The following is a 13,347-nucleotide window of genomic DNA, read 5'->3' on the forward strand; positions in this document are numbered from 1 at the left end:
GCACTACAAGTTGTCAGCCCAGTTGCCGCGCTTTGCGGCATTTCCCTGCTAAAATGCAGCCTGTTTTCAAACCCTTGCATCATACAGAGGCCCCGCGATGAACACGCGCCCCGCTTCTTCGCCTGCCGAGCACAACAGCCTTGTTGTCAACGGCGCCGCAGTCGAAGCCCAACTCCGTGAACTCCTTCAAAAACGCATCCTGATTCTGGACGGTGCAACCGGCACCATGATCCAGCAGTACAAGCTCACGGAAGCCCAATACCGGGGCGAGCGTTTCGCTGATTTTCACCGCGACATCAAGGGCAACAACGAACTGTTGGTGCTGACCCAGCCCGCCATCATGACCGAGATTCATGAGCAGTATCTGGCGGCCGGCGCCGACATTCTGGAAACCAACACTTTCGGTGCCACCACCGTAGCGCAGGCCGACTACGAGATGGAACACCTCGTCGACGAGATGAACCGCGAAGCCGCCCGCCTGTGCAAGGCAGCCTGCGTCAAATATTCCACGCCCGACAAACCCCGATTTGCTGCCGGTGCCCTGGGCCCTACACCCAAAACTGCGTCCATCAGCCCCGATGTGAACGACCCCGGCGCACGCAACATCACCTTCGATGAACTGGTTGCCACGTACTACCAGCAAACCAAAGGCCTGGTGGAAGGCGGCGTCGACCTGCTGCTGGTGGAAACCATTTTCGACACGCTAAACGCCAAAGCCGCGCTGTTCGCGATCGACCAGTATTTCGAAGATTCTGGCAACAAGTTGCCCATCATGATTTCCGGCACGGTGACCGATGCCTCCGGGCGGGTGTTGTCAGGCCAAACCGTGGAAGCCTTCTGGAACTCGGTTCGCCACGCAAAACCCGTCACCATTGGTTTGAACTGCGCCCTGGGTGCCTCGCTGATGCGCCCTTATGTGGCTGAACTGTCCAAAATTTGCGACGTGCCGATCTGCGTGTATCCCAATGCGGGTTTGCCCAACCCGATGAGCGACACCGGCTTTGATGAAACACCGGAAATCACCTCCAGCCTGGTGAAAGAATTTGCGCAAGCAGGTTTCCTGAATATTGCGGGTGGTTGCTGCGGCACCACGCCCGATCACATTGCCGCCATTGCCAAGGCACTGGAAAACCAGAAGCCGCGTGCCATTCCCACCATTGAACCCAAGTGTCGCCTGTCAGGGCTTGAGCCACTGAACATTGACGACAGCAGCCTGTTCATCAACGTGGGCGAGCGAACCAACGTCACCGGTTCCAAAGCTTTCGCCCGCATGATTTTGAACGAGCAATACGACGAAGCCCTGAGCGTGGCCCGTCAGCAAGTTGAAAATGGCGCGCAGATTGTGGACGTGAACATGGACGAAGCCATGCTCGACTCCAAAGCCGCGATGGTGAAGTTCCTGAACCTCATGGCCTCGGAACCTGATATTTCACGCGTGCCGATCATGATCGATTCCTCAAAGTGGGAAGTCATCGAAGCCGGCTTGAAGTGCGTGCAAGGCAAGCCGGTGGTCAACTCCATTTCCATGAAGGAAGGTGTTGAGGAATTCAAGCGCCAGGCCAAGTTGTGCAAGCGTTATGGCGCCGCAGTGATCGTCATGGCCTTTGATGAAAAAGGTCAGGCCGACACCTACGCCCGCAAAACTGAAATTTGCGAACGGGCCTACAACATCTTGGTGAACGAAGTAGGTTTCCCTGCCGAAGACATTATTTTCGACCCGAACATTTTCGCCATTGCCACCGGCATTGAAGAACATGACAACTACGGCAACGACTTCATTGAAGCCACCGGCTGGATCAAGAAAAACCTGCCGCACGCCAAAATTTCCGGCGGTGTGTCCAACGTGTCGTTCAGTTTCCGCGGCAACGAACCAGCGCGCGAAGCCATTCACACCGTGTTCCTGTACCACGCCATCAAAAACGGCATGACCATGGGCATTGTGAACGCCGGCATGATGGGCGTGTACGACGACCTTGAACCCGAACTGAAAGCCCGCGTGGAAGACATTGTGCTGAACCGTCAGCCCACCCTGCCCGCAGACCACCCAGACCTTGGCAAAACCGCCACCGAGCGAATGATCGAATTCGCAGGCACCCTGAAAGCCGGCGGCAAAAAGCTGGAAGAAAACCTGGAGTGGCGCAACCAGCCGGTTGATAAGCGCTTGGCCCATGCGCTGGTGCATGGCATCACCAACTTCATTGTTGAAGACACCGAAGAATGCCGCGCCGAGATTGCAGCCAAGGGTGGCCGCCCAATCAATGTGATTGAAGGCCCGCTGATGGACGGCATGAACGTGGTCGGCGACCTGTTCGGTGCGGGCAAAATGTTCCTGCCCCAGGTGGTGAAAAGCGCCCGCGTCATGAAGCAGGCCGTGGCCCACCTGATTCCCTATATTGAAGAAGAGAAAAAGCAGCTGGTTGCCGCGGGCGGCGACGCCAAAGCCAAGGGAAAAATTCTGATTGCCACCGTGAAAGGCGACGTGCACGACATCGGCAAAAACATCGTCACGGTTGTTCTTCAGTGCAACAACTTTGAAGTTGAGAACATGGGCGTCATGGTGCCTTGCGAGCAAATTCTCGCCAAGGCCAAAGAAATCAACGCCGACATCATCGGCTTGTCCGGCCTTATTACTCCGTCACTGGAAGAAATGGCCTACGTGGCCAGTGAAATGCAGCGCGACCCCTATTTCCGCGACCGCGGTATTCCGTTGCTGATTGGAGGTGCCACCACCAGCCGTGTGCACACCGCCGTGAAAATTGCGCCGCATTACGAAGGGCCAACCGTGTACGTTTCAGACGCAAGCCGCTCGGTGGGCGTGGCGTCCAACTTGTTGTCCGATGAATCAGCCGACACCTTCAAAGCTGATTTGAAAACCGAATACGAACGTGTTCGCGAGCAGCACGCCAACAAAAAGGCGCAGCCGTTGATCAGCATTGAAGCTGCGCGCGCCAACAAACAGAAAATTGACTGGGCCAATTACACGCCACCCAAGCCAAAGTTTATTGGCAAGCGTTACTTCAAAAACTACGATTTGGCCGACATTGCCCAGTACATCGACTGGACACCTTTCTTCCAAACCTGGGATCTGCATGGTGGTTACCCCCGTGTGCTGCAAGATGAGCTGGTGGGCGACGCCGCCCGCAAAGTGTTCGCCGATGGCCAGGCCATGCTGAAAAAGTGCATCGAAGGCCGCTGGTTGCAAGCCAATGCAGCGGTGGCGTTTTACCCGGCCAACACGGTGGGCGACGACCACATCGAAGTGTACGCTGATGAAAACCGCAACCAGGTGTTGTTCACCTACAGCCCGCTTCGCCAGCAAGGCGAAAAGCGTGAAGGCATACCCAACAAATCACTGGCCGATTTCATTGCGCCGAAAGGCGTGGGTGCCGACTACATCGGCATGTTTGCGGTCACCGCAGGCTTGGGCGTGGAAAAGAAAGAGAAGGAATTCCAGGCTGCGCACGACGACTACAGTTCCATCATGTTCAAAGCCATTGCCGATCGCTTGGCCGAAGCCTTTGCCGAATGCCTGCACCAGCGTGTTCGCAAAGATCTGTGGGGTTATGTGACCGATGAAACGCTGAGCAATGAAGAGCTGATTGCCGAGAAGTACCAGGGCATTCGCCCGGCGCCGGGTTACCCCGCTTGCCCTGAACACACCATCAAGCGAAACATGTTTGAAGCGATGCGCTGCGAAGAAATCGGCATGACCTTGACTGAAAGTCTTGCGATGAACCCTGCTGCCAGCGTTTCAGGTTTCTACTTCGCCAACCCTGAAAGTGATTACTTCAATGTGGGTACAGTTGGGCAAGACCAGTTCAGGGCTTTGGTGGAATACTCGGGTCGAAGTGAAGAAGACCTGCGCAGGGCGTTGAGCACGATTTACTCGAGCTGAGTTCACCCAGGCTCAATCCGGTTGAGCTTGCGCAATGTAATTCAAAAAAAGCGAACCATCCTCGATTATCTGACACACAGATAGCCGAGGAGGAATCGCATATGCATACCATCGACATCATCACCACCCCTACTGAAATGCTTGACCTTGTTCGGCAGTCAGCCTCGTGGATTAACGATCCGGCAGAATTTGTCCACTGGACTGACCAGGAATTCAAGTTTCAACAGCCGATCACCCGGTTTGTTGAGGGAAGTCACCCCGAAGAAGTATTTTTGCTGCGAGAGAACGGTGTGCCGGTCGCCTACGCAGAGTTGCATAAAAACAGGTTTGGTTGGGTGATTGCCCGGGTGCTGGTTCATCCAGAATTTCGCAATCGGGGTTTCGCCCGAAAGATCATGCAGGCTTGTATTGATCAGGTGTTCAAAACCCAATTTGTTGTTTCTCTTTTTTGTGTTCTCGACAATTGTCCGGCATTTAAGTTGTATCAAAACCTTGGTTTCAAGGCGCTTGAAAAATATCCAGATCAAGGCCTGCAGCGAATGTCCCTGATTTCGTCTTCGCTGACATCCACCCAACAGCCATTGCAAACCGCCTAGCTAGTCTGATCGCTCACCCAAATGTGCATGGTAGTCATTTGGCTGAACTAAAAGCAAAGTTTGGTTACTCAATGTACACCAGGAAAATTTCTAAAATCACGGGGGTATTTCAGTGATTGCTACGTTAAACAAGTTTGCCCGCCTTGCCTCCGCACGCTCTGAAGTGGTGGGCGCTTCGCTGATTATCCTGATGGTCGCGATGATGGTTATTCCATTGTCCCCGTTCTTGCTCGACATCTTGCTTGCCGTCAATATCTCGGCAGCAATTCTCCTCGCAATCAGTGCAGTGCTCATTGAAACGCCACTCGCGTTCTCTTCGTTTCCTGCCATTTTGTTGATGACCACGTTGTTCCGTTTGTCCCTCACCATTTCAACAACGCGTCAAATTCTTCTCGAGGCCGATGCTGGCCACATCGTGCAAACATTTGGCGAGTTTGTTGTGGGTGGCAATATTGCAGTGGGTCTGACAATTTTCATCATTATTTCCGTGGTGAACTTCCTCGTGGTCACCAAAGGCTCTGAGCGAATCGCTGAAGTTGCAGCCCGCTTTTCCCTCGATGGCATGCCAGGCAAGCAAATGTCGATCGACAGTGATTTACGCGCCAGCTTGATCAACCAGGCCACCGCCAAACAACGGCGAAGCACGCTTGAGAAAGAATCACAATTGTTCGGTGCCATGGATGGCGCCATCAAGTTTGTGAAGAACGACGCCATTGCCGGTTTGGTGATCACGGTGGTTAACCTGTTGGGCGGGCTTGCTGTGGGCATGTTGCAGAAGGACATGAGTTTTTCTGAGGCCGGTTCCCTGTACACCATCCTGTCCGTGGGTGATGGCTTGGTGGCAATTATTCCCTCGCTGCTTGTTTCAGTGGCCGCGGGTCTAATCGTGACACGGGTCACCAAGGGTGAGAATGACGGTTCCAGCACCGCCGCCGACATGTTCAAGGACTTGTCCCGCAATGCCAACGCACTTCAAATCAGCGGCGTATTTTGTTTGCTGTTTGCCTTTGTGCCAGGCATGCCTGTACCGGTGTTTGTGGCCACATCTGCCGGGCTTTTCCTGACTTGGTTTTTCGTATCCAAAAAAGATGACAAACCCGAGGCTGTCAATGTAGCCGATCAATTCAAAGATCTTCTCAGTCTTGATCAGCACCGGCCACTTGAAGATGTCACCACGACCGATACCTACGCACCACTTGAAATTCGGATACCTCTGGCAGTCGAGCCCACAACCGCCAATCAGCTTCAAAACATCTGCAGAATCGCGCGAAATCGCCAGATCGAGCACCTTGGCATTGTATTGCCGCTGTTTGACCTTTCCCGTCACACCGAAAGCTATGCTGAGCTTTACATCTATGGCGTGCCTGTACTGAGTCTCGATATTTCTGAGAAGCGAATCAGCATTATTGAGCCCATGGAGAAAATCCAGTCGGTTAGTGGTCTTGATTTCGTTGAAGAAAAAGACAAAGTCACCGGCAAAGCCCACTACCTTTGCGAGCCCACTGCAAAGCCGCTTTTGGACCAATTGCAACTTAACTACAAAACATACGAGTCCCGGTTGCTTGAACAAGTAGAAACCTTGCTGGTCAAGAAGATCCATCAAATGTTTAACTTGAATGAATATCAGCGCCATCTGGGTTCACTTGGCGACCGTTTTGCCGAGCAACTCAAAGAACTTGATCGCGTTTTGCCCACCACCAAAGTGGTCGAGGTGTTGCAGAAACTGATGAGCGAGCGGGTTTCAATTAAAAACCTGCGCACCATTTTTAACGCACTCATCGAGTGGGGGCAACGGGAGCGTGACGTGGATGTCATCACCGAACAGGTGCGCCGAGCCCTTTACGAGCAAATTTGCCACCAGCATTCCCATTCAAAAAAAATGCGGATCTTTACCCTTGGCGTCGATTTTGAGCAGTTGATTCGGGAATCAATTCGAAGCCAGGGCAGCAACAGCTATCTGGACATCGACGCAAGCTCCGTCAATGATCTCGTGGCGATTGTCGAGGCACAGTGCAAACCTTATCTGCATGAAGAAAATCCGCCAGCCATTGTCTGCTCCATGGACTGCCGCATGTTTTTCAGGCAGCTGATTGAGCAAGTTTTATTCTGCGTTCCTGTGCTGTCGCACCAAGAGGTTTCGTCAACGCTCGAAATCCAGGTGCTCGGCAACATCAACATTGACGAATCCCACCAATTTCAAAGCTGATTCTGGAACTGACACATCATGATGCAATTACAAGTCAAAGCAAAATCAGGTCTTCACGCTGGGGCGGTCTGGAACCTGTCCAAGTCTTACGTAACCCTGGGTGGGTCGGCGCGGGCAGACATTTTTCTGTGCGATCCCGAAATTCCAGACTCCCTCATTACATTGAGTCGTCACGGACGACGTTATGTCATCGAGGGAATGGATCCCTCAGCCAAGCTGATCTCGGCTGACAACAGCAAAGTCGAAAACACCCTGTTCCCGTCGCAAACTTTAACGCTCGATTTTCGACACATTCAGCTGGACTTCACCTTGGTTACCGCGGGTCAGGGGCTTGCATCCCGGTTCGGCGAAGGTTACTCCCGTCTTTTTCACACCGGTCTTCGATTCCTGCAGGGATTGGGTGCAAGGGCCATTGTGGCCTTCCTGTTTGTTATTGGTCTGTTAATGACATCCATGATTCTTTTCTTTGGCACAGCAGGTGTGGCCAAAACACAAGCCAGCATGCTTGAGCGCAAAAAAGAGTTGGCCGAGCGACAGGTGCAGGTGCCGATTGGCGTCACGATGGCCGCGAATATCGTTCAGGATCTCACTGCGTTTGCAAAGCGTCAGGGCACCAAAGGAATTTCGGTCAGGCAAGAGGAAGACAAGGTCGAGATTGATGCGGAATTGTCTCGTGTGCAGGCCATGGATTTTGAACGCGAACTGATCCGCTTTGGTCGGGACTACGGGCAATTCGTGGAGCTCAAAGCCAATGTGCGCTTTACACCCGAACAAAAGCTGGTGGATGAAATTCGCGTTTCCCAAATTGTGTTGGGAAAGTCCGCCGCTGTTGTTCTACACGACGGCGCAATGCTGTTTGAAGGTGGCAAATACAACGGGTTGACCATCACCAAAATCAGCATGGACAAAGTAGTACTCAATGGCAGTACCAGTTACGAGGTGCCACTGTGATGGTTTACGACGAAAGATCTACCTTGAGCCCCGCACTACTTAAACTGCTGGGCGACAGGCTTGGTAACTTAAATCCAGTCAAGCGCATTGGCTATGTCACTGAAATCATTGTTTCAACAGTTAAAGCAAATTTGCCCGATGTGCTTTTGGGTGAATTATGTGAAATCAAGGCCGCCGATGGCAGAACGGTGCTGGGCGAAGTAATTGCATTCAGTGACCACCTGGCCACTATTTCCTGCCTTCAATCCGTCGTTGGCATTGCACTTGGCGCAACTGTTTACCCCTTGGGCCGTCCCCACTGTGTCAAGCCCACAGGGCGGCAAATGGCGGCGGTGCTGGATGGCATGGGGCGTAGCCTCAATGAACCAGATAACACCCATGCCGGCGTGCTTTCCACCGATCTGGATGCCAACCCGGTAATCCGCCCTGCGCCGCTGGCCACACGCAGGCCTCCGGTGTCCAAACCGCTGTTTACGCAAGTCAAAATTATCGACAATGTTTTAACCCTGGGGGTAGGGCAGCGCGTGGGTATTTTCGCACCGCCCGGTTGCGGTAAAAGCACCTTGATGGCTCAAATTGTTCGCGGTGCCAAAGTGGATGCTGTGGTGTTCGGGCTGGTCGGCGAGCGGGGTCGGGAACTGCGAGAATTCATGGAGCGCGAAATAGACCACACAATCCGCCAGAAAAGCTATTTCGTCTGTGCCACCTCCGACAAATCTCCCATCGAAAGGGTTCGTTCCGCTTTCACGGCCATGTCGATTGCCGAGCATTTGCGCGATCAAGGCAAATCGGTTTTGCTGCTCATCGATTCAATTACCCGTTTGGCCCGTGCTCAGCGCGAAATTGGTTTGATGGCCGGGGAGCCAGCAACTCAATCCGGGTTCACACCGTCTGTGTACGCCATTCTTCCCGAGTTGGTGGAGCGCGCAGGCCTGACAGAACAGGGCTCGATCACAGCCGTGTTCACTGTACTGATGGAAGGCGACCGTATTGAAGATGACCCCATCGCAAGCGAGGCCAAAAGTTTGCTGGATGGCCACATTGTTCTAAGTCCAAAACTGGTGGAGAAAAATCATTTCCCTGCCATAGATCCACAGCGAAGTTTGTCCCGCGTAATGCAATCCGTGGCAAACCAGAAAACCAGATCAGTCGCAGCCGTGCTGCGCCAGGTTTACTCCCTGTACCAAGAGGTAGAACTGCTGGTGCGTTTGAATGAGTACAAACAAGGCACAGACCCATTGATCGACGAAGCCATTGCCATCAAGCCTGCGCTGGACCAGTGGTGCAAGCAGGATCGATTAAGTCCGGAATCACCTTCAAAGGCCTTGTCCGATCTGGAAAACATTGTGTCCAGATTCTCCGCGATAAGCGACGGCGGTTCCTGATGCGTGGGCTTGACAGTGACTTGAAGGTGATCTTGAAGATTCGCAAAATGCGGGTTGATTCACTGAGACGCATTCAAAAAAAACGTGAAATGGAACGAATTCAGGCAGGGCAAGACGTAGAAGTCAGGCAATCAAATCTTGAAGACACGGAAATACAGGTTCGGGCAGTCGAAGCCGATCGATTGAATTCATTGATCAATGGGCAGTTTGTAAAAATTGACCGAATTGAAGCGTTCTCCAAATTGCAGCTCAAAGGGATCAAACAAATCATGGATGCGAACCGGGAAATCGAACTGGCTCAACACCACTTCGAACAAAGCAAAAATGCACTGGAAGAAAGTGTAAAGGCAGCCCGGGTGGGCGAGAAAAAACTGATGGCAATCGAAGAAGCCATACGGGAAACACTGTGGAAATGACACTGGAAAACCTGGACGAACCTATTGAGGTGCAATCGTGGTCTGTCGGGGACTTGCGCAAAATCCACTACGACCAAACAACCACCTCCATTTACGCCCGCCTTGGTGGGTGTGTGCAGCAGAGTACCCCGTTTCAATCTCCAACCGAGCGCGGCCTTTCGATCCGGTACACAGAAAATTTCCCGTTGACGGTTGGTTTGGGTGGCCATGTGTGGGTTCAAGCGTTCACCGAGTCGGGCGACGAAATCGATCTGGCCATTGATTCCGCCTACATTTTTGAGCGCACGGGTTGTTTGATTTCGCCAAAGATTTCACAGTGGGGCGGTGGGCCTTTGGTGTCCATTTTCAACATTGTGTCAGCCGCGGTGAGCGAACTGACCATGATGCTGAACTTGAGCCTTGAGCGCTTTCTTGAGCACCATGAAATTCCTGCCAAACCACCAACTGATTATCTCGCGCTGGACCACCTGCGCGACTGCAAAGTCGTTCTTGGTGGCGACACCAAAATCCTTGTTGGTATTTACAACAAGTTCCGGTCATACAGCACCAGTTTTTGGGCTGATTACGAACGCATGGGCCGAGTCATTCGTATCCCTGCGAACATCCGAATCTACCCCACTCGGAGCTTGTGGGCAGCCAATGAACTTGCTTCACTTGAAGAAGGGGATTTGCTTGCTGTTCAGAACTTTCGTACGTCCCAAGGGGATATACGACTTCGGGGTGGAATTTATTTCAAGAATCACAAAAATCTCAAGAAGCAATTCGAGGTATTCATACAAATGAACGAAGAAGACACAAACCTTCACTTTGGCTCTGATGAACTCAGCAGTGAGCAAGATGCTCCCACCGAACCTGTCTCGTTGGCACCACTTGATGAAATTGAACTGGAAATACAGGCGGGTAAAACAACGATCCTGTTCAATGATCTTTGCTCTGTTCAAGCGGGAACACTAATCGAGCTGCGCGACCATTCATTGCCTTTTGTCAAATTGTGTGTGATGGGCTCGCCAATTCTTGAAGGCGAGCTGGTGACATTCCAAGACCAGGTGATGATTCAAATCACCAAGCGGTTGGACTGAAACGCCATGGTTGAAACCATCAATCCCATCGGACTCGTTGTCACCATTGCATCGTTGTCAGTGTTGCCGTTGATTGCAGTCACTTCAACCTCATTTTTGAAAATCTCTGCTGTGCTTCTGATCCTCAGAAATGCAATCGGAGTGCAGCAGGTGCCCTCCAATATGGTGCTCTACGGTATTTCAATGGTCATGACCTTGCTGATCATGGGCCCTGTTCTTACCGACGCTGGGCAGCGCTTTGCCCCAAATGGGCAAATGCCCGTGTCTGGCGTGGAAGTGTTGACCTCGATCAACGAGGCAGTGCCGCCATTCAAGCAGTTCATGCTGAGCAATGTGAATCCGGATTATCTTCAGAAATTTCATGAAACAGCTCAGCAATTTCAAAAAAAATACAATGCACCACCGGTCGACAAAACAGACTTGTTCGTCGTGATGCCGGCGTTTGTGGCTTCAGAACTGTCCGAGGCGTTTCGCATCGGTTTGTACCTGTACCTGCCTTTCGTGATTATCGACCTCGCAGTTTCAAGTGGTTTGATGGCCTTGGGCATGATGATGGTGTCGCCCATGTCGTTGACAGTGCCTCTTAAAATCGTGCTCTTTGTTGCCGTTGAGGGGTGGGCAAAAATTCTGCAGGGCTTGGTCAATTCCTATTTGGGTTAAGCATGCTAATTTACTACGTTAATCAAGCGCTTTGGCTTTCATTTTTAATTGCAGCTCCCGTGGTGATCGTGACCATGGTGCTGGGGCTGCTGCTTGGTTTTATGCAAGCCGTTTTCCAGCTGCAGGATCAGGCTTTGCCTTTCGGCATCAAATTACTTGCTGTCACTGTGGTGTTGGTCACTTTGGGGTCTTGGATGGCAGGAACGATGGTGCAGTTCACCCAGTCGATCCTGGACCTGATCGCCCTGCCGCGGTCTTGACGTGGAACAGCTATTCATCGGCACTGGCGACCCTCTTCGGGAGTACCTCTCGGTGCTTGCCTATTTCCTGCCGAGAACCGTCAGCTTCATGCTTTTTTTCCCGCTGCTGTCCAAGGGGTACAGCAGCAACATCATAAAAATGTCGGTGGGTAGCGCCCTTGTTTTATATCCTGCACTTGCTGCCACAGAATTTTATACCTCGCCACAGCATGTGCCCAGTTTCACAGTCATTACCTTTCTCAGTGAAGTGTTGTTGGGCGGGTTTCTTGGCTTAACCATTGCTTTTCCCTATTTTGCATTCAAAGGTTTTGGTGCATTGATTGATGTTTACCGGGGCGCAACTTTTGCGGGTCAGGTCACCGGCAATGATTCGGGCGAAGAATTGCCAATTGAAACGCTGTTTGGTTACCTGTTCGCCGCGTTAATTCTTGCTGGCCCTGGGCTGCATGCAATCACCGTTCATTTGCTGAAAAGTTACTTGTTGATGCCACCAGGCTCGCTTAGCATCGTGGGCCTGGGGGAGTGGTTGCAAAGTCTTATGCGTTTGACCGCAGACTTTATCACTTTTGCAGTATTGCTCAGTGGGCCTGTTCTTATTGCAATTCTGGCTGTGGAGCTGGCGGTACAAATTATTGCAGCCTTTGCCCAACAACTGCAGGTTTACAGTGTTGAGTACAGCCTGAAAAGTCTTTTCGGCATTTTGGCGTTACTGGGTTTGCTTCACTTCGCTGAGGAAGACATATTTCTGATGTTTTCTGAATACAGCGACACCTTGAATAATTTGTTGTCGGGGCTTCAATGAGCGGAGAAAAGAATTTACCAGCCACCAAGAAAAAGATTGATGACGCGCGCAAGAAAGGCCAGGTGGCTGTCAGCAAGGACATCAAAATTGTGGCCAATCTTTTGGTCGGCTACGCCTTGATTTTTGAACTCATGCCCAGCTATGTCGAGCAACTGACGAACTTGGTGGACATTATTACTTCCACCGGGATCTCCGAAAAATTCAGTTGGTCATCCGAGGTTGTTTCTGCAGCATTTCAGGTTTTTGTTTTGATCGTTTTTCCGGTGATTGCAGCAAGCGCAATTTGTGCAACGGTGTTGACCTGGGCACAAATTGGTTTTCTGGTGGCCCCGGAAGCAGCAATGCCCTCATTCAAAAAACTCGACGCCGTACAAAACATCAAAAACATGTTTTCCAAGAAGTCTTTTTTTCAACTTCTTTTGTCCGTGGGCAAGGTCTTAATCGTGGCCTGGGTGGTGTTTCTGGTGTTTACCGGCATGACCAATGACATGGTGTATAGCTACCGTGGTGGCATGCTGGAGCTGTTCGGGGTCATGGGGGCGGTACTCAAGAAAGTGGTGTTCATGACTTTGAGCGCGTTCATTGTCATCGCTCTGGTGGACTGGGTTATTGAAAAAGCCAATCTGCTTAAAACCTTGAGAATGAGCCACAGCGACATCAAAGATGAAAACAAGCAATCTTTTGGTAATCCTGAAATCATCAAAAAACGCAAACAAGAGCACCGCAGCTTGCTGAATTCCTCACTCAGCCAACTGGATCGCTCCAAGCTGATTGTGGCCAATCCAACTCATATTTCAGTAGCGCTTGACTATGAGCCGGGGGTGCACGACATTCCCTTTATTGTTGCAATGGGAGTGGATGCCGATGCACTGGAAATTCGCGAGAAGGCCAAGCGTTTGGGTATTCCAGTCATTGTGAATGTGAAATTGGCCCGGATGCTTTACAGTGAGTGTGAAGAAGAGGAGTACATACGAAAAGAGCACCTTGAATTGGCTGCTGAGGTTTTTAGGGTCTTGTTTCAACTGAACCAGACCGCCTCAGGGCCTGAATCCGAAAAGGATGAAACGGGTAAGCGCCCTGCACCTTGATTTAAATTC

General features: G+C 51.7%; 11 protein-coding genes. All 11 read left to right on the plus strand.

The genetic code is table 11. The features are described 5' to 3' along the window. Positions 1-97 precede the first annotated feature (97 nt). The 11 genes from metH to V7028_RS02585 all read left to right on the plus strand — a co-directional run bounded on the left by metH (position 98) and on the right by V7028_RS02585 (position 13,338). The gene (gene metH / locus V7028_RS02535) at positions 98-3,895 is read left to right on the plus strand and encodes a methionine synthase (protein WP_334118532.1); all 3,798 of its coding nucleotides are present in this window, start codon (positions 98-100) and stop codon (positions 3,893-3,895) included. A gap of 101 nt (positions 3,896-3,996) precedes the next feature. Beyond that, complete coding sequence (locus V7028_RS02540) at positions 3,997-4,491, plus strand: GNAT family N-acetyltransferase (protein ID WP_334118533.1); 495 nt, start codon at positions 3,997-3,999, stop codon at positions 4,489-4,491. A gap of 112 nt (positions 4,492-4,603) precedes the next feature. After that, positions 4,604-6,697, plus strand: a complete 2,094-nt coding sequence (locus V7028_RS02545; protein WP_334118534.1) for a flagellar biosynthesis protein FlhA — start codon at positions 4,604-4,606, stop codon at positions 6,695-6,697. A gap of 18 nt (positions 6,698-6,715) precedes the next feature. Then, positions 6,716-7,648: a hypothetical protein gene (locus V7028_RS02550; RefSeq protein ID WP_334118535.1), complete on the plus strand. Its 933-nt coding sequence runs from the start codon at positions 6,716-6,718 to the stop codon at positions 7,646-7,648. Beyond that, on the plus strand, positions 7,648-9,033 hold the full coding sequence (locus tag V7028_RS02555; RefSeq protein ID WP_334118536.1) for a FliI/YscN family ATPase: 1,386 nt from the start codon (positions 7,648-7,650) through the stop codon (positions 9,031-9,033). The genes V7028_RS02550 and V7028_RS02555 overlap by 1 nt, the downstream gene beginning before the upstream one ends. Next, on the plus strand, positions 9,033-9,449 hold the full coding sequence (locus tag V7028_RS02560; protein WP_334118537.1) for a hypothetical protein: 417 nt from the start codon (positions 9,033-9,035) through the stop codon (positions 9,447-9,449). Before V7028_RS02555 ends, V7028_RS02560 begins: the two co-directional genes overlap by 1 nt. After that, entirely contained in the window at positions 9,446-10,528 is a 1,083-nt protein-coding gene (locus tag V7028_RS02565; RefSeq protein ID WP_334118538.1) for a FliM/FliN family flagellar motor switch protein, read from the plus strand. Before V7028_RS02560 ends, V7028_RS02565 begins: the two co-directional genes overlap by 4 nt. Positions 10,529-10,534: 6 nt before the next feature. Continuing rightward, entirely contained in the window at positions 10,535-11,188 is a 654-nt protein-coding gene (sctR, locus tag V7028_RS02570) for a type III secretion system export apparatus subunit SctR (RefSeq protein ID WP_334118539.1), read from the plus strand. A 2-nt stretch (positions 11,189-11,190) separates the two neighbouring features. Beyond that, positions 11,191-11,448, plus strand: a complete 258-nt coding sequence (gene sctS / locus V7028_RS02575) for a type III secretion system export apparatus subunit SctS (protein ID WP_334118540.1) — start codon at positions 11,191-11,193, stop codon at positions 11,446-11,448. A gap of 1 nt (position 11,449) precedes the next feature. Then, complete coding sequence (locus tag V7028_RS02580) at positions 11,450-12,250, plus strand: EscT/YscT/HrcT family type III secretion system export apparatus protein (RefSeq protein ID WP_334118541.1); 801 nt, start codon at positions 11,450-11,452, stop codon at positions 12,248-12,250. Continuing rightward, positions 12,247-13,338 carry an EscU/YscU/HrcU family type III secretion system export apparatus switch protein gene (locus V7028_RS02585; protein ID WP_334118542.1) on the plus strand — a complete coding sequence of 364 codons (1,092 nt, stop codon included), beginning with the start codon at positions 12,247-12,249 and terminating at the stop codon, positions 13,336-13,338. The genes V7028_RS02580 and V7028_RS02585 overlap by 4 nt, the downstream gene beginning before the upstream one ends. Positions 13,339-13,347 lie beyond the last annotated feature (9 nt).

Origin of the sequence: Limnobacter sp., from assembly GCF_036846585.1 — a bacterium.
Taxonomy (GTDB): domain Bacteria; phylum Pseudomonadota; class Gammaproteobacteria; order Burkholderiales; family Burkholderiaceae_B; genus Limnobacter.